This is a genomic window from Variovorax sp. 10L426, assembly GCF_056395305.1.
This window is the reverse complement of the sequence record NZ_JBFTJF010000001.1, coordinates 143,855-166,485: the sequence shown is the minus strand read 5'-3', so window position 1 is coordinate 166,485 and position 22,631 is coordinate 143,855. Positions and strand designations below refer to the sequence as shown.

The following is a 22,631-nucleotide window of genomic DNA, read 5'->3' as shown; positions in this document are numbered from 1 at the left end:
GGTGGCTTCGGGCTTCTATCCTTGAGCAGGGGTGGATTCCCCGCCATCAATGGCGACACGACTGAGCTGAGGGCCCTTGCGGGCACGACGAAGGGCCCTCCGGAGACTTGCGTTCTTCCGAAGGGCCCTCGCGGCTTCGGAGTACCCGTGAAGGTTTTGCCGGGACCGTATGAGAAATATGGCGCAAGGGCAGGCAACGAGGATTCAGCGTTCGGATGAAGACGGTGACGGACGGCTCCCGTGCATACTGCAAGACGAGTCCGTCATGAAAGGGGTGCAATCGTGTTCACAACTGAAGTTCATTTGCCTGAACTCGCCTTGTTGGCAGGGACCCGCGGAGCCCTGGGTGCGGGCGTCGGCTTGCTGCTTTCCGACAAGCTCAGCGAGGAGCAACGCAAGAACATCGGCTGGACGCTGGTGGCCGTCGGCGTGCTGACGACCATTCCGCTCGCTGCGATGTTGTTCGGTCGCCGCCGAAGGAGCGAAGCCTGAAGCGGAGCGCTTTCTTCACCAGCGCCAGCGTTCGTACTCCAGATCGTCACCTACGTTGTAGTGATCGACCCGGCCGGTCGGATCGATGTAGATGTACAGGAAACGCCGGTTGTTGATGTTCAGGTAGCGCCATGACCAGACAGTCCCGTTGAAGGAGGTCACACGGCTTTGCTGGTAAGGCGGCCCGTAGGTGCGGAGCACGTCATCCACGCGCCACTCTCCGGGCTTGATCGTGCTGCCGAACAGACCTTCGTAGAGCTCCTGCCGCACCGAGATCACGCGATTCGAACTGTCGAGATCGACATTGAAAACCGCGAAGCCGGCCGGCCCCCGGGAATATTGAAGCCGTTGGCCATCCGGCATCTGGTAGATGGCGGTGGGCGCCCCTGCTTGCTGCAGCACTTGCGCCCGGTCGGCGCCGAGTGGTACGCGCGACGGATCGCTCGCACATCCTGCAAGCACTGCGGCGGACAGCAGGATGGCCGCTGCCAGAACCCATTTGGAGCCTGTCTCGATCGCCTGTCTCAACATGTTCCGTCCAGGGTGTGATGACGGCGGCGTCGTTGCATCCAATGCCGTCATGTCGGCGTCGGCCAGAGGGGGTGAGTTGGGATCAATCTCCAAATTGTGCTCCATCGCATCAGCGGGACTGCTGATCAAAGCAGTCGCCGCGACGCACTTATTTACACATCCAAGGGGGCTGTTGCTGCGTACAAGGCTCGGGTCATTCATGCACCCGTTGCAGGACCCACTTGTACGCCAACAACCTCTTGAGGTGATGCCCATGAGACTCTCGAAGCCATCCATCCAGTTCGGTGTGTTCGCCACATGTGCGATCGCCGCCGCCAGCGCACTGGCATCCAGTCACCGCGAGGCACCCTCGATCACGGGGATGCCAAAGGTCGATGCCACCGACTTCTACATGTTCCGAAGCTACGAAGCCGGCCGCGAGGGCTTCGTGACGCTGATCGCCAACTACCAGCCCGACCAGAGCCCGTATGGCGGCCCGAACTACTACTCGATGGACCCGAACGCGCTCTACGAGATCCATCTCGACACGGACGGCGACGCAGTCGAGGACATCACTTTCCGCTTCAAGTTCACCAACACGCTGCGCGACATCCAGTTGCCCGTTGCCGACAAGAAGGTGTCCATTCCGCTGGTGCAGGCGGGCCCCATCTCGGCGCCAAACCAGGCCACGAGCAATCTGCGCGAGACCTACACGTTGGACATCGTGCGCGGAGATCGCCGCGCAGGCAGGGTCGAGGCGGTTTCCATGGCCGGCGGAGGCACGGTATTCGACAAACCGACGGACAACATCGGTGACAAGACCTTCGGCGGCCCGACCGGTTATGCAAGCTACGCGGACCAGCATCTCTATGCGGTCAACATCCCGGGCTGTGCCACGCCCGGCCGCGTGTTCGTGGGCCAGCGCAAGGACCCGTTCACCGTCGCGCTGGGCCAGGTGTTCGACTTGGTCAATCTCAATCCGCTCGGCTCGACCAACGCCAATCCGGACGCGCTCGCCGGCAGGAACGTGACGACGATGGCGCTGGAAGTTCCGATCTCCTGCGTGACCACTGCGGGCAGACCCATCATCGGCGGCTGGACCACCGCCAGCGTGCGCCAAGGACGACTGATTGCGAACCCGCCAAAAAGCGGCCACGGCACGGCAGCGCTGAACGGCGGGCCGTGGGCACAGGTCTCGCGCCTGGGTATGCCGCTGGTCAATGAGGTCGTGATCGGGCTGAAGGACAAGGACAGGTTCAACAGTTCCAAGCCGAAGGACGACGCCCAGTTTGCCGACTACGTGACCAATCCGACGCTGCCTGCCCTGATCCAGACGCTCTTCCCAGGTGCTGCTGCACCGACCAACTTTCCGCGCACCGACCTGGTGGCTGCTTTCCTCACCGGCGTGGAGGGCGTCAACAAGCCTGCCGACGGCAAGGCTTCGGAAATGCTGCGGCTCAACACATCGGTGGCGCCGACACCCAGGGCCAAGCAGAACAATCTCGGTGTGCTGGCCGGCGACACCGCCGGATTCCCCAACGGCCGCCGCCCCGGCGACGACGTGGTGGACGCCGAATTGCGCGTTGCGATGGGCGCGCTGTGCGTGGCCACCGGTGCGACCGACACGCTCAAGGTCGGCTGCAAGCCAGGCGACGCTCCTGCAGGCGGTGCGGCGTTGACCGATGGCGCACTACAGAGTCCGGCGCAATTCCCGGATGCGTTTCCCTACCTGAACACGCCGCTGCCGGGTGCGCAGTAAGGAGCACGCCATGAACCGCATGTTCATTCGAATCGGTCTCCCGCTGGTTACGGCATTGGTTGTTGCCGCCTGTGGCGGTGGTGGTGGGGGCGGCTATGTTCCGCCCATAGGCGGCGCGACGTCCGCCACGACTACGGACGCCCTCGATGAGTTCCTGGCCTATGTCAAGGCGCTCGTCGCGACCGCGGCGGACACGGCAGAACCGGCCGATGTGACGGCCTTCGATCCGCCGAAGACCACGGAGACTCGAGAGCCCATCGGTACGCAGTGATGCGCACGCTTCATGCCCACAGGGCCGGCCTCGTGCGATGCGGGATGCTGGCGGCGCTCTTGCTTGCAGCCAGCGTGCCGCTGGGCGCCGCGCCGCGCGTCCCGGCCGGCGACGACGTCATCGTCGAGACCCTTCCCGCCATCGCGGGGTGGTCGCTCGAACAGCGGCGATTGCGGCAGGCGCTGGCACAGCATCCGCATGACGAAGCCACCGCGATCGCTGCCGCCCAAGCCTACCTGGAGCTGGCGCGAACGCAGGGCGATGCACGCTACGCCGGCTACGCCATGGGCGCGCTGCAGGCCTGGGACTCGACGGCGGAGATGCAGACGCCGCCAGCAGTGCTGGTGATGCGTGCCACGGTTGCGCAGTTCCTGCATTACTTCGATGCCGCCGAAACCACTTTGAAGTCGGCGCTGGCCCGGCAGCCCGGCAATGCGCAGGCGTGGATCACGCTGGCCACGATCCTGCGCGTGCGTGGCCGCTATGCCGAGTCGGACGCCGCGTGCCGTGCGCTCGGCCGCGCCGGACCGGCGTTCTATGGTCTGGCCTGCTTGGCCGAGAACGCCGGCCTGCGCGGCGACCATGCATCGGCACGTGACACCCTGCGCAGCTTGCTCGCCGATCCGAACCTGCAAGGTGCGCAGCAGGCGGGCACGCGTCAGTGGCTGCTCACCACCCTGGCTGAGGTCGAGGAACTCGCAGGCCGCCCCAGCGCAGCCGAGGCCTTGTACAAGCAGGCGCTGCAAGCCGAGCGCTCGGGGTACCTCCTGCTCGCGTACAGCGACTTCCTGCTGCGCCAGAAACGGCCCGCCGAGGTGCCTGCGTTGCTCGCCAAGGAGCCCCGCAGTGATGCGGTGCTGCTGCGGCTGGCCATTGCCGCACGCCGGGCAGACAGCGCAGGCATCGCACGCCAGGATTCAGAAGAACTGCAGGCTCGTTTCGATGCGGCGGCGCAGCGGCCCGGCAATGCCGAGGCACACGCACGCGAAGGTGCGTTGTTCGCGCTCGACGTCCAAGGCGACGCCATGCGAGCGCTCGACCTCGCCCGCGTCAACGTCCGGCTGCAGCGCGAGCCGATCGACCTGCTTCTGCTTGCGCGCGCCGCCGCCGCGGCCAACGACGAGGAAGCGCGAAGCGAACTCAGGGCGCTCATGCAAAAGACGGGGCTTCGCGATGCGCGTATCGAATCCCTGCTCTGACACGGCACCTCCGTCCGCGCGGCTGATGCGATGGATGAGCGCGTGTGCGGTGGTCTTGCTGTTCACCCTGCTTGCGGTCGGACCGCGCACCGCGCATGCGCACAAGGCCAGCGACGCCTACCTGCAACTGCAGGTGGGCAGCGACGAGGTCGATCTTCGCTGGGACATCGCGCTGCGCGACCTCGATGCAGCGCTCGATCTCGACCGCAATGGCGACCGCAAGCTGACCTGGGGCGAGGTCAACGCCCGCATGGACGAAATCCGGGCTTATGCGCTCGCGCACCTGCGGCTGCAGCAGGGACGCTGCGCCTTGACCCCCAACGCGCCACCCGCCGTGGACGATCGCATCGACGGCGTCTACCTCGTCTTCCAGCTCAAGGCCCGATGCGATGTCTCGACGATGCTGTCGATCGACTATCGCCTGTTCCGCGAAGTCGACCCCACGCACCGGGGCCTGCTGCGCATCGTGGGTCACGGCGGAGCAGATCCGCTGGTGCATTCCCTGGACCCGTCTGGAGGCCCGATCACCCTGAGTTGGGCTTCGGCATCGCACGACGGCGGTCAGGGCGGGGTTGCACCGAATGCCGCATCGCCAAACGCGAGCGTGTTTCGCGATGGTGTTCATCACATCCTTATCGGCTATGACCACATCCTCTTCCTGATCTGCCTATTGCTGCCTTCGGTGCTGCGCCGTCGGCCCGGCGGACGGGAACCCGTGGTGACCTGGCGCGAGGCGGTCTTGCCGATGCTCGGAATCGTCACGATGTTCACCGTTGCGCACTCGATCACACTGGCGCTGGCGGCGCTCAAGATCGTGAACCTCTCGCCGCGGCTGGTCGAGCCCGCCATTGCGGTGACCATCGCGCTCGCGGCGGTCGACAACATCTACCCCTTGCTGCGCCGCCGGCGCAAGCTGTTCAGCTTCCTGTTCGGTCTGATCCATGGCTTCGGATTTGCCGGCGCGTTGGCCGAGATGGCGCTTCCCACGCAGAGTTTCGTCCTGACCCTTCTGCAGTTCAACCTCGGCGTGGAGGCGGGTCAACTCATCGTCGTGTTCGCGGCGCTCAGCTTCTTGCTGGCGATGAGAAACTGGCGTCGCTACGAGCCGGTGCTGCTGCACGGCGGGTCGACCATGGCGGTCCTCATCGCGGCGGTCTGGTTCCTGGAGAGGATCTTCGACCTCAAGGTGCTGCCGTTCTCTTGAGAAGAAAGGGGTGGTCCGACGGCTAACTGCCGATCACCATCAGGAAGCGTCGTCCGTCCATGCCACGGCATTCCCCCTGGCCCCTGCCGAACGATGTCGCGAAGAAGCATTCGATGACGCGTCCATCCGCTGAGGTCAGCACCGCATGGCCTCCTGTGCCGCCGGTGGCGGTCGAAAGGCCCACCGCGCCGCCGCTGCCGCTCCAGCCGCCTCGGCCCCAACCGCCTCCCCAGCCGCTTCCACCACCCACGCCGATGCCAATGCCGATCGCCGGCGGATCGCTGTAGGTCCCTGTGAAACTCTGACCGTCGATCACTGCTTCGATCTGCCCCGTGGCCGAGTTCCAGGTCCCTGGATGGCTGCGTCCCTCCTCCAGCAATTGCAGGTTCCCCGAACACGCTGCAAGCAGGGAGGTGATTGCAGCGACGACGCTCACACTCGCCATGCGGCGCATGGCATGAGTGACGGCTCGACTGCGCACGGTTCGGATCATTCCGACAGCTTCGGACAGCGGCAATCGCACCGTCGTAGGAAGCAGTCGCCAGCTCTCATAGGCCCGGAGACGACGAGGGAGCGCGAGGTTCGGAGGGGCTCGCCGAAAACCGTCAACCGCGGCCGGTAGGCGAGCGCGTCGTCGCCCTGTAGGCCAATGCCGCACCAGGAAATTTGGGGCATTCAGACAGGCCGCCGCGTCCTAGAATTGCCCGCGCCTTGACGCCTGTTCAGGGCATTTCGGGACGAGCGCCATCGCCACAAGACGGGGAAATCAAGACCATGAAGAGTGAACTCCAAGCGATCCTGTCGATATTGCAGGGCAACGAAGGCACCATCGTCGAAACCTGGCTCGACGAACTCGGAGTGAAAGAGGCGGGTGCGCGTCGGGCCATTCAACCGGACGCGGAGGAACTGCTGAAGCTGCTGCGCGAGGCGCTGGCGGCGGACGCCGATCCGAATGCCATGGAAGCGCCGGCATGGACAAGCGTCCGGCATGTCCTGGAGTCGCTGTCGCGCTCGCGCGCTGCAAGGGGCCAGTCGGCGGGCGAAACCAGCCTGTTCGTCCTGGCCCTGAAGAAGCCGCTGTTCGATGGTCTGCAGCGCAAACTCGCTTCCGACCCCGGCGCGCAGATGCAGGCGTTGTGGGCCGCGACAACGATGGTCGACAAGCTCGCGCAGCGAACAGCCGCCAGCTTCCAGCAGGCGCGCGAGGACATCATCAAGCGTCAACAGGAAGAGCTTCTCGAGCTTTCCACGCCGGTCATCAAGCTCTGGAACGGCGTGCTGGCGGTCCCCATGATCGGGATCCTGGACAGCAACCGGACGCAGATCGTCATGGAGACCCTGCTCCAGAAGATCGTGGAAACCGAATCGGAGCTTGCGATCATCGACATCACCGGCGTGCCCACCGTCGACACGCTGGTCGCGCAGCACCTGCTCAAGACCGTCAGCGCGATCCGCCTCATGGGCGCCGACTGCATCATCAGCGGGATCCGTCCCCAGATTGCGCAGACCATCGTCCACCTGGGCATCGACTTGCAGGGCATCAGCACCAAGGCCACGCTGGCCGATGCGCTTGCCCTGGCGTTGCAGAAGACGGGCTGGCGCATCACGCGCAGCGATTGACATCGCCATGGAACGCATCCCGATCCTGCGCATGGGCGAGACCCTGCTGGTCACCATCCAGGTGGACATGCAGGACCAGACTGCATTGCAATTGCAGGACGACCTGGCCGACAAGATCGCCAAGACCGGCGCCAGCGGCGTCATGATCGACATCACGGCCTTGGAGATCGTCGATTCCTTCGTGGGGCGCATGCTCTCCAGCATTTCGCGCATCGCCCGCATCCTCTCCGCAACGACGGTCGTCGTCGGCATGCAGCCGGCGGTCGCCATCACGCTGATCGAACTCGGCTTGTCGCTCGAAGGCGTCAGGACCGCGCTTAATGTCGAGCGCGGCATGGAGCTCCTGCGCAGGACGCGCCAGGAGAGCCATCTTGGAAACTGAACGCTCTGGCGAGGTGCCGGTGCTGTCCGAACAGAACATCGTGGCCAGCCGCCAGCCGCCAGCTGGTGCGTGCTCTTTGCCAGCAGTTGAAGCTCTCCCTGGTGGACCAGACCAAGATGATCACAGCGGCCAGCGAGTTGTCGCGCAACACGCTGACCCACGGTGGCGGCGGACGGATGCGCTGGGAGCTGGTGGAGCGCGAAGGCAGGCAGGGCCTGCAACTGCATTTCGAAGACGAAGGACCCGGCATCGCCGATGTGAAGCTTGCCTTGACGGACGGCTGGACGACTGGTAGCGGCATGGGCTTGGGCTTGCCCGGCAGCAAGCGGTTGGTGAATGAATTCCTGATCGACTCGGCACCCGGTCGGGGCACGCGAGTGAGCATCACGAAGTGGAAGTGATCCGGGGCTGGACCCACATCCCTTTTCCCATGGGCGATGCCAGCCGTGTCGGCGAGGCGCGGCGCCATGCCGCGCAAGCCGCGGCGCAGTTGGGCTTGAGTGATATCGAGGCGGGGCGCCTGGCGCTGGTGGTCACGGAGCTTGGCACCAATCTGCTGCGTCATGCGCGCCATGGGCAGCTGCTGATTGCAGCCCGGCCGGAGCATGCGGATGTCGAGGTGCTGGCCGTCGACGAGGGGCCCGGTATTCAGAACGTTGCGCAAGCCCTGGAAGACGGCTTCACGACGGGCAGTTCCCCGGGGACCGGCCTCGGCGCGGTCAAGCGCCTGGCGAGCGACTTCGACATCCATAGCGCGGTGCCGCATGGCACGGTGTGCCTCGCGCGCGTACGCAAGCAGGGCGCGACAGTCACGGCGGACACCGCCGACAGGCCCGCCTTCGAGGTCGGCGCTGTCTGCGTGCCGATTCCAGGCGAGGTCGTGTGCGGTGACGCCTGGGGGGCGGCCCTGGACGCCGCCGGCGCCACAGTGCTGGTCGCGGACGGACTTGGGCACGGACCGGATGCGGCCAAGCCTTCACAGCTCGCGGTCACCGCGTTTTCGGAAGACCCGGAGCTCGACCTCCGGGGCATCGTTGACAAGGTTCATCTGGAGCTCAAGACGACTCGCGGCGCGGCGGTGTGCGTGGTCCGGATTTCCGGCTCGGACGACACGCTGCGGTGCGCCGGCGCCGGCAATGTGTCGGTGCGGGTGGTGTCCGGCGTGTTCGACCGCTCGATGGTGACCCAGCACGGCACTGCGGGCTTGCAGATACGAAAGCCCGAGGAATCCTCGATGGCACTGCCCGCCCATGCGCTCATCATCGTGCACAGCGACGGCATCGCAACACGGTGGGATACTCAACACCTCTTGCCGGTGCTTGGGCGAGACCCTGTCTTGGTGGCCGCCATCCTGATGCGCCACCATTCCAGAAAGCGCGACGACGCCACCATCGTGGTGCTCCGTCGGAGGACCTAGGGATGTCGACGACAAATACAGCGCAGGCCAGCATCGATGCGGCAGCCCTGATGGCGAGCCGGCAAGAAATCGACGCGCTGCGATCCGAACTCGAGGAAACAAACCGGGGCGTGGTCGCGCTCTACGCCGAACTCGACGCGCAGGCCGAGCAGCTCAAGCGGGCAACCGAACTCAAGAGCCGCTTCCTGGCCTACATGAGCCACGAGTTCCGAACGCCCATCAGCGCGATCCGCAGCATTGCGCGCCTGCTCGTGGACCGCGTCGATGGCCCCCTGACGCCGGAGCAGGAAAAACAAGTCACCTTCATCCAGTCGACCGCGACGGAGTTCTCGGAAATGGTCGACGACCTGCTGGACCTCGCCAAGATCGAGGCCGGGCGGGTCGAGATCTCGCCGGCCTGGTTCGAGATGGTGGATCTCTTCTCGGCGCTGCGCGGCATGTTCAAGTCGGTGCTGACGAACCCCGACGTGTCGCTGGTGTTCGAGGAGCCGGAGGGTTTGCCCAAGCTCTACACCGACGACCGGAAGCTGTCCCAGATCCTGCGCAATTTCATCTCCAACGCGCTCAAGTTCACGACGCATGGGGAAGTCCGGGTATCGGCAACGCGCGAGGGCGAGGACTACGTCAGGTTCTCCGTGAGCGACACCGGCATCGGCATCGACGCGAAGTTCCACGGTGCGGTGTTCAGCGATTTCTCCCAGATCGATTCGCCGGTTCAGAAGCGCCTGCGCGGCACGGGCCTTGGTCTTTCGCTGAGCAGGCAGTTGGCCATCCTGCTGGGTGGCCGCGTGGAGATGGAGAGTGTGCTGGGCAAAGGATCGACGTTCTCGGTGATCGTCCCGTTTCAACTGGAGATTTCTTCTCCGCAGCAAAGCGCCGGCACCAGGGAGTGATTCGTGCCCGAAAGCGTCATCCAGATCACCATCGATCGCAGCCAGCACACCGTGTTGGTGGTCGACGACAACCCGACGACGCGCTATTCCACGACACGCTTCGTCCGTGCAGCCGGCTTTCGAACCGAGGAAGCGGCCACCGGCGGCGAGGCGGTGGAGAAATCCATCAAGGGCATTTCGGCGGTGGTGCTGGACGTCCATCTGCCGGACATGAGCGGCTTCGAGGTGTGCCAGCGGATTCGCTCCGACGAGCGGACATCGCTGCTACCCATCATCCATCTGTCGGCCACCTACGTGGAGAACGAGGACAAGGTCGCGGGCCTGAACGCGGGCGCCGACGCCTACCTGGTACACCCGGTGGAGCCGGCGGTGCTCACGGCCACGCTGCAGGCGCTGATCCGCGCGCGGCTTGCGGAAGACAGCTTCCGGCGCAGCGACATCCGCTTTCGTGCAGTCTTCAGCCAGGCACTCAGCGGCATGGCGCTGTTCCAGGCCAACGGGGCCTTCGCGGATGTGAACGCGGCCATGGCGCGGATGCTGGGCCGGTCGCGGGAAGAATTGCTGGGTCGACCCATCAGCGACTTCGCGCCGCCCGAGTGGAGCGAATTCGTGAGCCACCGCACCATCACGGCCCTGGAGGAAGGAGCGTCCTGGCACGGCGAGTTTCCGCTCGTGCGCTCCGACGGCACCTGGGTGTACCTGCAATGGAGCATCTCTGCGCACCTCGAACCGGGGCTTCGAATCGGCATCGCGGTCGATGTGTCCGAGCGGCAGGAATTGGATCGCCGGCGCCAGGAAGTGCTGGAGCGCGAACAGGCGGCGCGCACGGTGGCCGAGCGCCAAAGCCGCACCAAGGACGATTTCGTGGCTGTGCTCTCGCACGAGCTGCGTACGCCGCTCAACTCGATTTCCGGCTGGGTGCACATCCTCAAGAACCGCGGCGCGTCCCCCGAGATCCTGAAAGGACTGGAGGCCATCGACCGCAATGTCCATGCCCAGGCGCGCATCATCTCGGACATCCTGGACGTGTCGCGCATCAACTCGGGCAAGCTGCGGCTCGACCGCCAGTGGTCCGACCCGACGGAGGTCGTGAACACCGCCATCGACGCGCTTCGCGAATCGATCGAGGCCAAGCGGCTCACTGTGGAGATTCAATGCCCGACCGAATCTCGCCCCGCATGGTTCGACCCGACGCGCTTCCAGCAGATCGTCTGGAACCTGACGACCAACGCCATCAAATTCTCGAAGGATGGGGGCGTCATCAAGGTCTTGCTCGCGCATGAAGGGGACATGCTCAGGCTTTCCGTTCAGGATTTCGGCAGAGGCATCCGGGCCGACTTCATCGACCATCTGTTCGACCGGTTCAGCCAGAGCGACTCCCCGGACAGTCGCTTTCACGGTGGCCTGGGGCTGGGGCTGTCGATCGTCAAGCACCTCGCGGAGTTGCACGGCGGCGGCGTGGTCGCCGCGAGCGAAGGGGAGGGCAAGGGGGCGCTTTTCGAAGTCGAGTTGCAGGTGGCCCAGACCGACACGGACGCCGCGGCGTGCATGGTCAGTGACGCCGATGAAGTCCCTTCAACCCAGGAGAGCTCGCCGCTCAAGGGTGTTGACGTCCTGGTCGTCGAGGACAGCACCGATGCCAGCGAAATGCTCCACGTCGTGCTGGCGGATGCCGGCGCTCGCGTGCGAATGGCAACGGACTACGTCAGTGCCGTTGAAGCCGCAACGGAAAGCTGGCCGGACGTGCTGGTCAGTGACATCGGACTGCCCGGGCGAGACGGCTACGAACTGGTTCGCGAGCTTCGCAACGCCGCGGGCGCAGGGCAGGGAAGGCGTTTGCGTGCCGTTGCGCTGACGGCCTTCTCTCGCGATCAGGACAGGGATCGCGCGCTGGCCGCAGGCTTCGACATGCACCTGGGCAAGCCGTTGCAGCCGCACCGGTTGATCACCGCCATCGCAGAGCTCGTCGGGCGTATGCCGGATGAAACAGAGCGTGTCGCTGGTCAGTCCTAGTACCGCGCAACCCGCTGCGCTCCATGGGGAATAGCGCCTACTCGGGCAAGTCCTGAGCGCCCACTTCGCTTTGCATGCGGTGCGTTACGGTCGAATCAAACAAGACCGGGACGCTCTTCATGACCGCGCTATTGGTATTCCTCGTGGAAGACAACCGCAAGATCAGGGAGCAATTGGTCCCTGCCTTGGCGGTTCTGGGCGGCGCGACCGTGATGGCCGTTGCTGCGTCGGAGGACGAGGCGATCGATTGGCTGGCTCAGCACAAGGGGCAATGGGATCTTGCGGTCGTGGACCTCTTTCTGGAACAAGGCAATGGGCTCGGCGTCGTGCGCTGGTGCGATGGGCGAGAACCGCGCCAGCGGGTGGCCGTCCTGACGAACGACGCCACGGACGCCATGCGGATAGCCTGCAAGGAAGCCGGTGCCGACGGTTTCTTCGACAAGGCGACCGAACTCGAGGAGTTCTTCGATTTCTGCACGGAAAGCCGGCGGTAGGCGGCTCGTCAGCAGATGCCTTCGCGTCGAGCGACCGAAAGGCCGCGCGCCGCCCACACCTGCAACAGGAAGTCTTCTTCCTCATGCCGCACGACGAGAGGGAGGCCCAGTGCTGCGAGCGAGGCATGCACGGACTCGGTCGGCAGAACGCGTTCCGAAAAGTCTGCGCGCCAGTCGCAGGCCACCAGAGCGCCATCGTCGCTCAGGGACCGGAGACAGGCTAGTGCGATGCTGTTCATCCCTTGTTTCTCAAGGAAGTAGCCGACCTCGCTCAGAACGATGAGATCAAAGGGCCCGGCAGCGAAGGGCCATTCGGCCGGGAGCGTCTGCCGCTCGACGCGCACATTGCGCAGTCCGCGCACACGCTCCGTGACGATCTCGACGGCGGATTCAGACCCGTCGCTGGCGAGGAGTTCATCGCAGCGCGGCGCGAGTTGGGCCGTCAGCTCGCCAATGCCGCAACCAGGCTCATAGATCCGCCGGTAGTGTCGTTGCGGCAGGGCTGCAAGCAGCAGCGCGCGCTTGCGTGCTTCGTACCACCGCACGCGCAACTCGTACGGATCGTCGCTGGCGCCGTAGAGCGCATCGAAATAGGCACTGGAACCGGCGCTCATGTGAACATCACCTCGAAGGGGCGCGCAGCACGCTCGACAGTGGTGGCCCGCAGAATCGGGCCGGACCCTGTGGACGCGTCGGTCCGCAACTGGCTGGTGAAGCATTGGACGGCCTCGCGCTTCTGGCGCGTCGCTTCATCGTCGAGCGCCAAGCGCCGTGCACGGGCCCATGGAAGCCGTGCATCGCCGGGTTCGGCCCAGTGCCAGGCCCACACGGGGATTTCCACGAGGCGCGCGCCGATGCGCCCGGCCACCAGCGCGCAAATGTGACCACATATTTCGTGATCGGGATGGCCATCGCCTCGCCAAGTCGTGAAGATCACATCGGAGCGACGCAGGAGCGCCAAGAGGCGGTCCGCGAGAAGACCACTCAATGCGTGCAGTCCACCATCGGGCAGCCCCAGCCGGACCGACTCGACGTCGCCGCCGAGACAACGCAGCGCGCGCCGGCTTTCGAGCGGTCGCTCACTGCGAAGGCGACCGACCGGCCATTCGGTCGAGCCCGGGTGACTGGCAGTGCCGTCGGTGGCCGCCACGATGCTTGGCGCAATCCTGGCGCGTGCCAGCAGCGCGAGCAAGCCACCCGCGCACAGCACTTCGTCGTCGGGATGCGGTGCCACAACGACCGCGCGTGAGCCCTCTGGAACGAGATCCTCCAGAGAGACAGGCGGTAGGCGAGAAAGGCCGTGCCATGCGCTCCAAGCTACCTCAGACGTCCCTTGCCCGGTGAAAGAGGAGCCTGTCAAAGCGCGCACGGCTGGCCTCCGGCTTCGAGTGCCAGTTCGCCGAGTTGCGCCATGTCGCGCTCTGCGTGGCTCTGCCGGAGGAAGACCGGCAAGTCGGCCATCGCGCGCGCGAAGCGTGGATTGCGGCACAACGGACCTGCGCCCGTCGCCCGGCCGGCGTGGTGCATCACTTCTTCGGCCGCGTGCTCGACGAACAGCCGCGCTCGCAGGGCATCTCGGTGCGCATTCCGCTTCGGATGCAGGTCGATGGCGGCGGCCGTCTCGCGCAACACTGCAGCCGCTGCAGCGAGCGCAGCGTCGATCGCACCCAGATGGGCCAATCGATGCGGATCGGGTGCGCGCCCGGTCGATTCATGGGCCATGCGCGCGATGCCGAGCGCGCCCCCGAACCAAACTGCTGCGATGCCCGCGCCACCGTGCCAGAAGCCGGGGCGGGTCACGTAGTCGCCGGGCCGCCCGACTGGAATTGCGTCGGCCGCGTCGAAGATGACATCCACGCTGCCGCTCGCCGCCATGCCCACGGCCTGCCAGCCTTTGTCGGTGACAGTCACCGCCGGGGGTGCGATGGCGACGGCAGCGAGACAAGGTTCGTCGGCGGCGTTCCAGCAGCTCACCACCGCGTGCGTGACGGTCGCGGCGCCGGAGCACCATGCCTTTCTGCCGGTGAGTCGCACTTTGGATGCCTTCTTGTCATGCTCGCGGATCTTCAGTCGTGCGTCGGGAGGTTCGGCGCACCAGGTACCCCACTGCAGTCCTTGTTCGGGCCCCGGCACCCCGCACTCCTCGAGAATCGCGAGCGCGTCGGTATGCCCCTCGAATAGCTTGGCGAGCGAAAGATCGTGCGCCGCAACCTCCGCCAACACCCGCCATCGCGCGAGCGTATCGCCGGCACCGGGAAAGGGCAGGCGATCGATTCCGGCATCGGTGAGCAGCTCGAGTGTCAACGTCCCTTCATGTCGCTGCTGCAGTTGGCACAGCCTCTCTTCGATCGTGTTTGCAGGTATGAACCCGCGGCGCGGACGAACGAGTTGCATGTCGGCTCCTTTGCAGCCAAAGACGCTACTCCTTGATGGCGGCCACAGCTGTAGGAAGCGACCGCGGTGCACGTTGCGTTGCTACCCGGTCAGGTGGCTGCCTACAGCGATTCGCGCAAAGGACCTGGCGGCGCGCCGAACCGGAGGCGAATAGCCTTCAACGCACACGCCACCCATCGCCATGATCTGCATCATCATTCCCGCGCACAACGAGGAAAAGGTCATCGGCGAAACAGTCCAGGCGGCGCGGCTTGCAGCCAGCGACGCGGGACTCGGCGGCGAGCGGGTCGAAATCGTCGTCGTGCTCGACGCTTGCACCGACGCCACCTCCGTGCACGCGACGCGTGCCGGCGCTCGCACCGTCAGCATTCGGGCCCACAACGTCGGCGTCGCCCGGGCCGTGGGTGCCGAAGCCGGACTGGCGATGGGTGCACGCTGGCTTGCCTTCACGGACGCCGACACCCAGGTCTCGGCAAGCTGGCTGGTGGACCAGTTGGTGCTGGATGCAGATGCCGTATGCGGCTGCGTCGCCATACAAGACTGGTCGACCCATGGCCTCCACGCCGACTGGTTGCGCGCACATTTTCTGCGCACCTATTCCGACGTCGACGGACATCGGCACATCCACGGTGCGAATCTCGGTGTTTCCGCCGTCGCCTATCGCCGCGCAGGAGGCTTCAGGCATCTGGCCTGCAATGAGGATGTCGAACTGGTGCGCACCCTCGAACGCAGCGGCGCGCGCATTGCTTGGAGCGCAAAGCCGCGCGTCTTCACCAGCGCCCGCCGGGAAGGCCGGGCCAAAGGCGGCTTTGCCGACGCGCTGGTCAACGCCATCGCGTCCCACATTCCGCTCGCCCCTCCGATCGCTCCGCCGGCGAACGCGACGACCTGAACCGAACCGTCCCCCAAGCTTCTCCCGCAGACGGAGTCAGCCATGAAGGCCACCCATTTCATCGAACTTTGCAAAACGTCGGCATCCGCGTGGGTCGATGACTATGCGCCCAGCATGGGCGCAGCCATCTCGTACTACACGATCTTCTCGATGGCGCCACTGCTTGTGATCGTCATCGCCATCGCGGGCGCGCTGTTCGGCCGCGAAGCCGCGCAGGGGCAGATCGTTGCGGAGATTGCCGGCCTCGTCGGGCGCGACGGCGCTTCGGCTGTCGAAGCACTGCTGCGCAGCGCGAGCGCGCCCGAGCGTGGCCTGGTCGCGGGTTCGATCAGCGTCGTGGTGCTGCTGGTCGGCGCGACCTCGGTCTTCGCAGAACTCCAGAGTGCGCTCGATCGCATCTGGCATGTCCCCGACAAGGAGAAGCCCTCGGGGCTCTGGGCCGTGCTGCGCGCGCGCCTCTTGTCCTTCGGCTTGATCCTCGGCTTGGCATTCCTGCTGATCGTGTCGCTCATGGTGAGCGCACTGCTCGCCGCATTCGATACCTGGTTCGGCGCCTTGCTCCCAGGGCGGGAGCTCATCCTGCAGAGCGTCAACGAGTTGTTTTCGATCGGGATCTTCACGCTTCTCTTCGCGATGATCTTCAAGCTGATGCCGACGGTGCCCATTGCCTGGAAGGATGTGGCGATCGGCGCCTTCGTCACCGCGCTGTTGTTCGAACTGGGAAAGCTGCTGATCGGGCTCTATCTTGGCAAGAGCGGCTTCCAGCAGGCCTTTGCGGCCGCGGGCTCCCTGGTTGTGCTGGTGGCCTGGGTCTACTACGCGGCGCAGATCTTCCTGCTCGGTGCGGAGTTCACGAAAGCCTATGCGGATGAACACGGCTCGCGCGCCGCTGCCAGGGCGATGGAGGCCACCCAGGACAGCGCAGACGGCGCGGCGCCGAGCAGAGGATCGATGGCCCCGGTCGTTCGGCAGCCGTTGCCCGACTATTCCGGATTGGGTCGAACCGCGGATGTGCAACGCGAAGTTGACGGCCGCGTGGAAAGAGCCATGCGGTTGCTTGCCAAGCGGCTCGTGGTGCTGTGCCTGCTCGCAACCGCCAATGCATTGGCGATTCGGTGGACGAAACGGGTGGAACGATCGAAAAGTCGGCGCAAGGCACGCCGGGCGGCATAGGAAGTATCAGCTGTGCCCTGGCCAGCCGGGCAGAAATGAGCTCTTCTTCGATCGGGCCAGCGCGAGCGCCTGGGCCAAGGCCTTCTTCGGATCTTTCTCGAAAAGCTTTCTCGGAATAGCGCTCCGAAAGTGATTCGCCCAGAGGAACTCGAGAAAGGGCGCCTCAGACTTCGCAAAGCCGCCGGCATCCCGAACCTCGCCGGCCAGGCTCGGTACGGATCGTCCCGGAGATCTTCGAAGGCCTTGGGAATATCGTCGAACTTCCGCCGGTTGCCTGTCTCGTCGTAGGGATGCACCCAACTGTAATGATCCATGAAGATCCAGAAGCCTTCCGGCTCCAACTGGGACAGGTCCTTCACGACGCCCACCAGAACGCATTCGGATTCCTCCCGGACCAGAGCCGCGGCGGTGTGATGGTGGTTCAGGATGTAGTAGGTCTTCCCCGGACCCTTGACGGCGGGGAACAGCTCTCGGCGCATGGCATCGCGCCTTTCCTTGCGGCCCAACTTAGCCCACGACTGACGTTTTTTGTCGACCTCTTTGAACCCGACAGTGATCTGCGTTGGACGAAGCTTCTCGAGCTTCACATCCTTGAGCTCTGAGCCAATGCTGTACATCGAAGGCCCCCTGGGAATGAGGGAAGAATCTTCGCGCAGTCCTTTGGCGCCACGTAGTAGGAGAACGCCGTGATCAAACTCGTCCGCCTGGTATTCGGAGAAGGCACCGATCTGGAAATCTGGCAAATGGCGATGCGGGCGGCGGTGGTGTTCGTCGTCGCGCTCATCCTCATTCGCGCATCGGGACGGCGCTCGTTCGGCCAGCACAGCCCGTTCGACGCAGGCATCACCGTTCTTCTCGGTGCCGTGCTCAGCCGGGCGGTGGTGGGTGCTTCACCGTTCTGGGCTACCGTCGCCGCGTCTGCGGTCCTCGTGCTCATCCACCGCGCAGTGGCGTTGGCAAGCACACGCTGGCATTGGTTCGAGGATTTGGTCAACGGGCATGAAATCGAACTCGTCCGTGCCGGCCAAATGGACCACGCAGCCATGCGGAAAGCCCTCGTCACCGAGAGAAACCTCCATGAGGCCATTCGCCAAGCGCTTGGGAACAAGCAGATTTCGGACGTCGCTCGCGCCGTCTTGGAGACGGATGGCAAGGTGACCGTCATTGGCAAGGAAGATTCATGACGCCATTCATTTAGGCCGCGGGCGGTGGAGGCAGGAGTCGGCAGGCTTCAGTTGCCCCGCTCGCAATTGGGCCACGGCGCGCGCAACGGCCCGCGCGACATTTCGAACCTCTTCCTGCAAGGCTTGCTCGCGATCCAGTGCCTCTTGGCTGGTCGCATAAGGTTCGTAGTAGCCGATGTACCGATCCAGCCGCGCCTGGGCTCCGGCGTCGATCAAGCCCATCCATTCGAGCCAGTCACAGAGATTGCGCCGCAGGCTTTCGATGCCGGCCACGTCGCCATGCACGACAACACCGTAGGCGCGGCCCTGCAGATGCTTGGGGTAGCTCCATCCCTTGAGCTCCAGCGCCTTGGCTTCTTCGGCGTTCTTGCCGTGCGTGGTGGTGGGATCAGGGTTGCCGCCGTCCGAGCAAACCAGGCGGTCGATCATGAGTTTGAGGGCGCTCGGGGCCTGATACCAGTGAGTCGGCGTGAAGAGGATCACCCCATGCGCCGCAACCCATCGCTCGTAGATCTCGTTCATCCAGTCGCCAGTCTGGCGCAGCGAGTGGTTCGGATAGCAGCTGCAAGGCCAATGGCAAAGCGGCATGGCAGTGGACACGCAACCCTTGCACGGGTGAATCGTCCGCCCATACCATCGTTGCGCGGGGAGCCGTTGACGAGCAGGACACGCGAAGGCGTGCGCGGGTTGCCCCATTCAACTTGCGCCTTCTGGATGCGATCCCTTGCCGCGAGCCAATCGACGGAAAGCTCGTAGTCAGGGTCTTCGAATCCGGCTCCCGCCTTGCGAGTCACCGGGCTTTTGCGCCCCTGCTCGTAGGCCTTCCATGCGATGGATTCGAGTCGTTCGAGCGGCTTCGCTTCAGGCTTGAACGCCGGGTCGCGGTAGGGTTCCATGAAGCGCTCGTGGAACTCGCGGCGTTCGAGATGGCCTGGCGCCTGGCCTTTGCGAACATCGGTCATGGGGCGGAATGTATGGCGCTGCAATGTGCTCGACAGTCACTCGCGAAGGCCGTCTCGGCGTAGGCGAAATTCCATCGTGGAATCCGAAAACCTGACACGACTTTTCGATCCATGGGGAGGTGACGCGAGGTTGCGACTGACACCGTAGCGCGCAAGGGAACGCCAGCATCAGGGTCTCATGAAGCTGATGCTCGGCCTTTACTCGGCAATCCACGCGTTCATGGCGGCCTTGTTTGCGGTGGCCGCACTGATGTTGATTGCCATTGCGGCGCGCATCGCGTGGGCGGCATTCGCCAACGAACTGGACGCCTCGGCGGCGGAAGCCATCATCGAGGCCATGGGGCTGCTGGCCGCTGCCGTGGTCGCATTGCAGATCTCCCAGACCATCGCGGAGGAGGAAGTCATCCGCGACGCGCACATCAGCGCGCCCACCCGGGTGCGACGTTTCCTCTCGCGCTTCATGGTCGTGGTGGTCGTGGCGGTCGCGGTTGAAGCGCTCGTCGCCACCTTCAAGGCGCGTCAATCCGCTTCGCTGCTGCTCTACGCTGCGGCGACGCTGTGCTCTGTCGGGGTGATCCTGGCCGGATGGGGGCTTTTCATACGGTTCAACCGCTATGCGGAAGAGCTGGAGCCGGAGGCCATGGCCGAAGCAAAGCGGGAAGACGCCAAGCTGAAGTAGTCCGACAAACCCGTCGGCGAACGCCGACAGCGGCGCGAGATTCCATCCGAGACCCGGGGCAAGGCACCGGCTCACTATCGACGCCTCATCAACCGAATGGAGCGCAGATGAACCACAAAGCCATGGCGCCACGCCCTTCGCGTGGCAACACCGATACGAACGAAGAGCCCGAGCTGACCCAGGAAGAGTCGATACCGAGCGACGGCAAGGACGACGAAGGGGAACAGCTCATGGAGCAGCTGGGCCGTGAGCGTCGCAAGGACGCTTCATGCTGATGTCAGATAGGCGCTGAGCTTGTCGATGATGTCGCGACTGCCGCGCTCACGGCTGCCGTTGTCATCGTAGCCGTCGAGGAAGGCGCCTTGTTCCGTCATGATCAGCCTCGCGCCGGCGCCCGCAGGCTTGAACTCGAAGGTGGCGAGCGAGACCGAAATCTTCCGCCCGTCCAGGCGCATCTCGTACGCATAGACGATTCGCTCTCCGGGGATGATGTCGAAGTAGGTCGCGTCGAACTCGGTGATCAGGCCGCTTCTCCACCGGCCCTTCAATCGCTCGCGGCCACCGACCTTGAAATCCATGGCCCGCTCGACGATGTCCCATTGTTCATTGGGCGCGGTGAACCAGCCGTTCTTGCCCTCGATGCTCGCAAAGGCGTCGAACACCCGCTGCGGTGTCACTGACGCATAGGTTCGCTCGATGGCGAAAACGCCATGGGCGACGCTGCGGTCCGGTCCGGTCGGGGTGGTCATTTCGGTTCTCCGTGTGGAAAGCGTTGGAGGTGCTCGCCGAGACGGTCGAGACGCTTGTCCCATTCCGCCCGGCGCTGGTTGAACCACCGCTCGGCGAGGCTGAGCGCGGCAGGCTCTATCCGGCACGTGCGCACCCGGCCGACCTTTTCGGAACGCACCAGGCCGCTGTCCTCCAGCATCGCCAGGTGCTGGACGATGGCCGGCAGCGACAGGCCGTAGGGCTGGGCCAGCTCGCTGACCGTCGCGGGACCGCGGGACAGGCGCTCGACCATGTTGCGCCGGGTCGGGTCCGCAAGCGCCTGGAAGGTCAGGTCGAGATCGACGGCCCTCGGACGCATCAGCCGTCCTTCAACGGAAAGTATTGGAAGAAGGGTTCGGCCTCGGCCAGCACCCTGGCCACGCTGGGCCGTGCCTTCAGGCGGCCGAGATAGGCATCGAGTTCGGGCCAATCGGCCAGGGGAACGGCGTAGTCGGCATAAAACAGCGCGGGCAAGGCGGCGCAGTCAGCCAAGGTGAAGGTCTCCCCCATGGCCCAGGGCCGGGTGATCATCGGGGCGATCAGGTTGTAGCCAGAGCGGATTTGGCCGCGCGACTGCTCGACCCCGAAAGGATCGTGCTGCCCTTGCGGACGCAAGCGCTCGGCGACCACCTGTTGAAACGGAAGGTGGATATAGCTGTCGATGAGTCGGTCGATCAGGCGGGTCTGCATCGCCAGGTCCGCGTCTTCCGGAACCAGGGAGGCCGCGGAGCGCTCGGTGCGAGCCAGATACTCGATGATGACGCTCGACTCCGGGACCGTCTTGCCTCGCGCGTGGTCGCGCAACACAGGGAACTTGGCCAGGGGCCAGACCGCCTCGAAAGCGGCGCGGTCGGCGGGATCGCCGAGGTTGACCAGTCGCGGCTCGAAGTCGACGCCTGCCTCATAGAGCGCGATCAGCACCTTCCAGCAGAAGGAGGAGAGCGGGTGGTAGTAAAGGGTCCAGCGCATCGCAAAGCTCAATACTTAGGTGGTTGCCTAAGTATGTCTGCGGCTCGGCTGGGCGTCAAGCGGGGCTTCGCCAGCCAATGCCTAGAAGCGATTCGCAGCCCGTCGAACGACGACTGTCCCCTTGACCGGTGGCTTTTCACCTTGCGCCACTGCCGCCTTCCTTGGAGCGCGCTTGGCGGGCTTGCGCCGGCCCTTGAGGGACTCGATCAGGGAAAGCGCTTCCTTGTCGAATTTCGCGTTGCCGTCGGGCATGGCCGCCTCCGGAAGATGCGAGGGCCGCATGGTACGACCAGACGGATTTCGCTGCAGGGATCTCGATTTTCCTGGAGTTGACGGGGCGTGAGATTCACGCCAGTGCCGTCTCGCTGAACATCGCGGCCAGGTGCGCTTCGCCGCGCTCGAGGATGAAATAGCGGAAGGCCTCCGCCGCCGGCGACAGGATCTTGGCCGCTGCGTTCACGAGGTGCCAGCGCCGCATCAACGGCAGACCTTCCACGGACGGCGCAGCAATCAGCCCGCTGCGCCATTCCAGGCCGATGGTGTGGAGCGAGACCAGGCTCACGCCCAATCCGGCCATGACGGACTGCTTGATCGCCTCGTCGCTCGGCATCTCCATGATGAACATCGGCTCCAGGCGGTGCACGGCGAGGAACTCCTCGAGCGCCGCGCGCGTGCCGGAGCCCGGTTCGCGCACGATGAATCCTTCGCGCGCCAGCGCGCCCGCGGGCACGTTCTCCGCCCTCGCGAAGGGATGGCTCGGCGCGGTCACCAGGACGTGCGGATGCATCGCGAAGGGTTCGGCGCGGTTGGGCCATTCCTTGGGTGCCCGGCCCATCACGGAGAGCTCCACCTCGTTCGCCTGCATCAGCGCCACCAACTGCTCGCGGTTGCCCAACCGCAATCGCACCTCGACGGCAGGGTGCTCGGCATGGAACTGCGCCAGCAGTTGCGGCAGGAAGTACTTCGCCGCGCTGACCATGCCGATGGTCAGCACGCCCGATTCGACGCCCTTGAAGCGCGCCATGGCGTCCTCGGCATCCTTCAGGGTGCCGAGCAGGCGCTGCGCGTAGACCGCGAAGTATTCACCGGCGGTCGACAGCGACAACCGTCGCCCGGCGCGGTCGAAAAGCGGCAGGCCGACCTGGGACTCCACCTCCTTGATCTGCATCGACACCGCAGGCGGCGTGAGGTGCAGCGCCTCCGCGGCGCGCAGCACGCTGCCGTGGCGCACCACTTCGACGAACACCCGCAATTGGCGGAACGTGATGTTCATGATTAAGCAAATGCTTATTCAAACGCAAAGAATGTCTGAATTTACCTTACTTGATTCGACTTCTAAAGTGAGTTCACCCACTC

At 64.9% G+C, this 22,631-nt stretch carries 27 protein-coding genes and 2 pseudogenes; 17 read left to right on the top strand and 12 right to left on the bottom strand.

The window, feature by feature from the left end:
* Window positions 1-282 precede the first annotated feature (282 nt).
* Entirely contained in the window at window positions 283-492 is a 210-nt protein-coding gene (locus AC1DHL_RS00880) for a hypothetical protein (protein WP_478096446.1), read from the top strand.
* Between the two features lie 15 nt (window positions 493-507).
* Here the strand turns inward: AC1DHL_RS00880 and AC1DHL_RS00875 are convergent, their stop codons facing one another.
* Window positions 508-1,023, bottom strand: a complete 516-nt coding sequence (locus tag AC1DHL_RS00875; RefSeq protein ID WP_478096448.1) for a hypothetical protein — start codon at window positions 1,021-1,023, stop codon at window positions 508-510.
* 253 nt (window positions 1,024-1,276) lie between these two features.
* Between AC1DHL_RS00875 and AC1DHL_RS00870 the strand changes: the two genes are divergently transcribed.
* From AC1DHL_RS00870 to AC1DHL_RS00855, 4 genes are read left to right on the top strand one after another with little or no spacing between them, the layout of a single operon-like run.
* Window positions 1,277-2,761 carry a DUF4331 domain-containing protein gene (locus AC1DHL_RS00870; protein ID WP_478159873.1) on the top strand — a complete coding sequence of 495 codons (1,485 nt, stop codon included), beginning with the start codon at window positions 1,277-1,279 and terminating at the stop codon, window positions 2,759-2,761.
* Between the two features lie 10 nt (window positions 2,762-2,771).
* Complete coding sequence (locus tag AC1DHL_RS00865) at window positions 2,772-3,032, top strand: hypothetical protein (protein WP_478096452.1); 261 nt, start codon at window positions 2,772-2,774, stop codon at window positions 3,030-3,032.
* Window positions 3,032-4,231, top strand: coding sequence for a tetratricopeptide repeat protein (locus tag AC1DHL_RS00860; RefSeq protein WP_478159871.1), 1,200 nt, complete (start codon window positions 3,032-3,034; stop codon window positions 4,229-4,231). Before AC1DHL_RS00865 ends, AC1DHL_RS00860 begins: the two co-directional genes overlap by 1 nt.
* A gap of 34 nt (window positions 4,232-4,265) precedes the next feature.
* Complete coding sequence (locus tag AC1DHL_RS00855; protein WP_478096456.1) at window positions 4,266-5,435, top strand: HupE/UreJ family protein; 1,170 nt, start codon at window positions 4,266-4,268, stop codon at window positions 5,433-5,435.
* A 22-nt stretch (window positions 5,436-5,457) separates the two neighbouring features.
* Here the strand turns inward: AC1DHL_RS00855 and AC1DHL_RS00850 are convergent, their stop codons facing one another.
* Window positions 5,458-5,928 (bottom strand): hypothetical protein, encoded by a 471-nt coding sequence (locus AC1DHL_RS00850; RefSeq protein WP_478159869.1) that lies wholly within the window; start codon window positions 5,926-5,928, stop codon window positions 5,458-5,460.
* Window positions 5,929-6,209: 281 nt separating this feature from the next.
* On the opposite strand from AC1DHL_RS00850, the gene AC1DHL_RS00845 reads away from it, so the two are divergent.
* The 7 genes from AC1DHL_RS00845 to AC1DHL_RS00815 all read left to right on the top strand — a co-directional run bounded on the left by AC1DHL_RS00845 (window position 6,210) and on the right by AC1DHL_RS00815 (window position 12,254).
* Window positions 6,210-7,055, top strand: coding sequence for an STAS domain-containing protein (locus tag AC1DHL_RS00845; RefSeq protein ID WP_478096460.1), 846 nt, complete (start codon window positions 6,210-6,212; stop codon window positions 7,053-7,055).
* A gap of 7 nt (window positions 7,056-7,062) precedes the next feature.
* Window positions 7,063-7,437, top strand: a complete 375-nt coding sequence (locus AC1DHL_RS00840; RefSeq protein ID WP_478096462.1) for an STAS domain-containing protein — start codon at window positions 7,063-7,065, stop codon at window positions 7,435-7,437.
* A 101-nt stretch (window positions 7,438-7,538) separates the two neighbouring features.
* Complete coding sequence (locus tag AC1DHL_RS00835; protein WP_478159867.1) at window positions 7,539-7,838, top strand: anti-sigma regulatory factor; 300 nt, start codon at window positions 7,539-7,541, stop codon at window positions 7,836-7,838.
* On the top strand, window positions 7,829-8,854 hold the full coding sequence (locus AC1DHL_RS00830) for an ATP-binding protein (RefSeq protein WP_478159865.1): 1,026 nt from the start codon (window positions 7,829-7,831) through the stop codon (window positions 8,852-8,854). Before AC1DHL_RS00835 ends, AC1DHL_RS00830 begins: the two co-directional genes overlap by 10 nt.
* 2 nt (window positions 8,855-8,856) lie before the next feature.
* Entirely contained in the window at window positions 8,857-9,747 is an 891-nt protein-coding gene (locus AC1DHL_RS00825; RefSeq protein WP_478096468.1) for a sensor histidine kinase, read from the top strand.
* 3 nt (window positions 9,748-9,750) lie between these two features.
* On the top strand, window positions 9,751-11,760 hold the full coding sequence (locus AC1DHL_RS00820; protein ID WP_478096470.1) for a hybrid sensor histidine kinase/response regulator: 2,010 nt from the start codon (window positions 9,751-9,753) through the stop codon (window positions 11,758-11,760).
* A 119-nt stretch (window positions 11,761-11,879) separates the two neighbouring features.
* Complete coding sequence (locus tag AC1DHL_RS00815) at window positions 11,880-12,254, top strand: response regulator (protein ID WP_478096472.1); 375 nt, start codon at window positions 11,880-11,882, stop codon at window positions 12,252-12,254.
* An 8-nt stretch (window positions 12,255-12,262) separates the two neighbouring features.
* Here the strand turns inward: AC1DHL_RS00815 and AC1DHL_RS00810 are convergent, their stop codons facing one another.
* The 3 genes from AC1DHL_RS00810 to AC1DHL_RS00800 form a co-directional block, all read right to left on the bottom strand.
* A complete protein-coding gene (locus tag AC1DHL_RS00810) occupies window positions 12,263-12,868 on the bottom strand; it encodes a methyltransferase domain-containing protein (RefSeq protein ID WP_478096474.1) in 606 nt (201 codons plus the stop codon).
* The gene (locus AC1DHL_RS00805; protein ID WP_478096476.1) at window positions 12,865-13,488 is read right to left on the bottom strand and encodes a PIG-L deacetylase family protein; all 624 of its coding nucleotides are present in this window, start codon (window positions 13,486-13,488) and stop codon (window positions 12,865-12,867) included. The genes AC1DHL_RS00810 and AC1DHL_RS00805 overlap by 4 nt, the downstream gene beginning before the upstream one ends.
* Window positions 13,489-13,610: 122 nt before the next feature.
* Window positions 13,611-14,648, bottom strand: a complete 1,038-nt coding sequence (locus AC1DHL_RS00800) for an acyl-CoA dehydrogenase (RefSeq protein ID WP_478096477.1) — start codon at window positions 14,646-14,648, stop codon at window positions 13,611-13,613.
* 181 nt (window positions 14,649-14,829) lie between these two features.
* Between AC1DHL_RS00800 and AC1DHL_RS00795 the strand changes: the two genes are divergently transcribed.
* On the top strand, window positions 14,830-15,540 hold the full coding sequence (locus AC1DHL_RS00795; protein WP_478096479.1) for a glycosyltransferase family 2 protein: 711 nt from the start codon (window positions 14,830-14,832) through the stop codon (window positions 15,538-15,540).
* A gap of 42 nt (window positions 15,541-15,582) precedes the next feature.
* Entirely contained in the window at window positions 15,583-16,713 is a 1,131-nt protein-coding gene (locus tag AC1DHL_RS00790; protein ID WP_478159863.1) for a YihY/virulence factor BrkB family protein, read from the top strand.
* Between the two features lie 6 nt (window positions 16,714-16,719).
* Here the strand turns inward: AC1DHL_RS00790 and AC1DHL_RS00785 are convergent.
* Window positions 16,720-17,330 (bottom strand): annotated as a pseudogene (locus AC1DHL_RS00785) (ParB-like protein).
* A gap of 69 nt (window positions 17,331-17,399) precedes the next feature.
* On the opposite strand from AC1DHL_RS00785, the gene AC1DHL_RS00780 reads away from it, so the two are divergent.
* Window positions 17,400-17,897: a DUF421 domain-containing protein gene (locus AC1DHL_RS00780; RefSeq protein WP_478159861.1), complete on the top strand. Its 498-nt coding sequence runs from the start codon at window positions 17,400-17,402 to the stop codon at window positions 17,895-17,897.
* 6 nt (window positions 17,898-17,903) lie between these two features.
* Here AC1DHL_RS00780 and AC1DHL_RS00775 read toward each other — a convergent pair.
* Window positions 17,904-18,859 (bottom strand): annotated as a pseudogene (locus AC1DHL_RS00775) (flavodoxin family protein).
* Between the two features lie 178 nt (window positions 18,860-19,037).
* Between AC1DHL_RS00775 and AC1DHL_RS00770 the strand changes: the two are divergent.
* On the top strand, window positions 19,038-19,538 hold the full coding sequence (locus AC1DHL_RS00770) for a hypothetical protein (RefSeq protein WP_478096485.1): 501 nt from the start codon (window positions 19,038-19,040) through the stop codon (window positions 19,536-19,538).
* 107 nt (window positions 19,539-19,645) lie between these two features.
* Window positions 19,646-19,813 (top strand): hypothetical protein, encoded by a 168-nt coding sequence (locus AC1DHL_RS00765; protein ID WP_478159859.1) that lies wholly within the window; start codon window positions 19,646-19,648, stop codon window positions 19,811-19,813.
* Here AC1DHL_RS00765 and AC1DHL_RS00760 read toward each other — a convergent pair.
* The 5 genes from AC1DHL_RS00760 to AC1DHL_RS00740 form a co-directional block, all read right to left on the bottom strand.
* Window positions 19,805-20,287 carry an SRPBCC family protein gene (locus tag AC1DHL_RS00760; RefSeq protein WP_478096488.1) on the bottom strand — a complete coding sequence of 161 codons (483 nt, stop codon included), beginning with the start codon at window positions 20,285-20,287 and terminating at the stop codon, window positions 19,805-19,807. The genes AC1DHL_RS00765 and AC1DHL_RS00760 overlap by 9 nt on opposite strands.
* The gene (locus AC1DHL_RS00755; RefSeq protein ID WP_478096489.1) at window positions 20,284-20,625 is read right to left on the bottom strand and encodes an ArsR/SmtB family transcription factor; all 342 of its coding nucleotides are present in this window, start codon (window positions 20,623-20,625) and stop codon (window positions 20,284-20,286) included. Before AC1DHL_RS00755 ends, AC1DHL_RS00760 begins: the two co-directional genes overlap by 4 nt.
* On the bottom strand, window positions 20,625-21,275 hold the full coding sequence (locus AC1DHL_RS00750) for a glutathione S-transferase family protein (protein ID WP_478159857.1): 651 nt from the start codon (window positions 21,273-21,275) through the stop codon (window positions 20,625-20,627). Before AC1DHL_RS00750 ends, AC1DHL_RS00755 begins: the two co-directional genes overlap by 1 nt.
* 81 nt (window positions 21,276-21,356) lie before the next feature.
* The gene (locus AC1DHL_RS00745; RefSeq protein WP_478159855.1) at window positions 21,357-21,527 is read right to left on the bottom strand and encodes a hypothetical protein; all 171 of its coding nucleotides are present in this window, start codon (window positions 21,525-21,527) and stop codon (window positions 21,357-21,359) included.
* A 94-nt stretch (window positions 21,528-21,621) separates the two neighbouring features.
* Window positions 21,622-22,548 (bottom strand): LysR substrate-binding domain-containing protein, encoded by a 927-nt coding sequence (locus AC1DHL_RS00740; protein WP_478159853.1) that lies wholly within the window; start codon window positions 22,546-22,548, stop codon window positions 21,622-21,624.
* Between the last annotated feature and the right edge of the window lie 83 nt (window positions 22,549-22,631).

Bases quoted from the DNA above. Each gene is read 5' to 3' on its own strand.
- AC1DHL_RS00790 (WP_478159863.1), top strand. From the start codon at position 15,583: ATGAAGGCCACCCATTTCATCGAACTTTGCAAAACGTCGGCATCCGCG.
- AC1DHL_RS00850 (WP_478159869.1), bottom strand. From the start codon at position 5,928: ATGATCCGAACCGTGCGCAGTCGAGCCGTCACTCATGCCATGCGCCGC.
- AC1DHL_RS00815 (WP_478096472.1), top strand. From the start codon at position 11,880: ATGACCGCGCTATTGGTATTCCTCGTGGAAGACAACCGCAAGATCAGG.
- AC1DHL_RS00740 (WP_478159853.1), bottom strand. From the start codon at position 22,548: ATGAACATCACGTTCCGCCAATTGCGGGTGTTCGTCGAAGTGGTGCGC.
- AC1DHL_RS00870 (WP_478159873.1), top strand. From the start codon at position 1,277: ATGAGACTCTCGAAGCCATCCATCCAGTTCGGTGTGTTCGCCACATGT.
- AC1DHL_RS00755 (WP_478096489.1), bottom strand. From the start codon at position 20,625: ATGCGTCCGAGGGCCGTCGATCTCGACCTGACCTTCCAGGCGCTTGCG.
- AC1DHL_RS00855 (WP_478096456.1), top strand. From the start codon at position 4,266: ATGAGCGCGTGTGCGGTGGTCTTGCTGTTCACCCTGCTTGCGGTCGGA.
- AC1DHL_RS00765 (WP_478159859.1), top strand. From the start codon at position 19,646: ATGAACCACAAAGCCATGGCGCCACGCCCTTCGCGTGGCAACACCGAT.
- AC1DHL_RS00760 (WP_478096488.1), bottom strand. From the start codon at position 20,287: ATGACCACCCCGACCGGACCGGACCGCAGCGTCGCCCATGGCGTTTTC.
- AC1DHL_RS00865 (WP_478096452.1), top strand. From the start codon at position 2,772: ATGAACCGCATGTTCATTCGAATCGGTCTCCCGCTGGTTACGGCATTG.
- AC1DHL_RS00745 (WP_478159855.1), bottom strand. From the start codon at position 21,527: ATGCCCGACGGCAACGCGAAATTCGACAAGGAAGCGCTTTCCCTGATC.
- AC1DHL_RS00800 (WP_478096477.1), bottom strand. From the start codon at position 14,648: ATGCAACTCGTTCGTCCGCGCCGCGGGTTCATACCTGCAAACACGATC.
- AC1DHL_RS00875 (WP_478096448.1), bottom strand. From the start codon at position 1,023: ATGTTGAGACAGGCGATCGAGACAGGCTCCAAATGGGTTCTGGCAGCG.
- AC1DHL_RS00810 (WP_478096474.1), bottom strand. From the start codon at position 12,868: ATGAGCGCCGGTTCCAGTGCCTATTTCGATGCGCTCTACGGCGCCAGC.
- AC1DHL_RS00840 (WP_478096462.1), top strand. From the start codon at position 7,063: ATGGAACGCATCCCGATCCTGCGCATGGGCGAGACCCTGCTGGTCACC.
- AC1DHL_RS00845 (WP_478096460.1), top strand. From the start codon at position 6,210: ATGAAGAGTGAACTCCAAGCGATCCTGTCGATATTGCAGGGCAACGAA.
- AC1DHL_RS00860 (WP_478159871.1), top strand. From the start codon at position 3,032: ATGCGCACGCTTCATGCCCACAGGGCCGGCCTCGTGCGATGCGGGATG.
- AC1DHL_RS00825 (WP_478096468.1), top strand. From the start codon at position 8,857: ATGTCGACGACAAATACAGCGCAGGCCAGCATCGATGCGGCAGCCCTG.
- AC1DHL_RS00795 (WP_478096479.1), top strand. From the start codon at position 14,830: ATGATCTGCATCATCATTCCCGCGCACAACGAGGAAAAGGTCATCGGC.
- AC1DHL_RS00750 (WP_478159857.1), bottom strand. From the start codon at position 21,275: ATGCGCTGGACCCTTTACTACCACCCGCTCTCCTCCTTCTGCTGGAAG.
- AC1DHL_RS00770 (WP_478096485.1), top strand. From the start codon at position 19,038: ATGAAGCTGATGCTCGGCCTTTACTCGGCAATCCACGCGTTCATGGCG.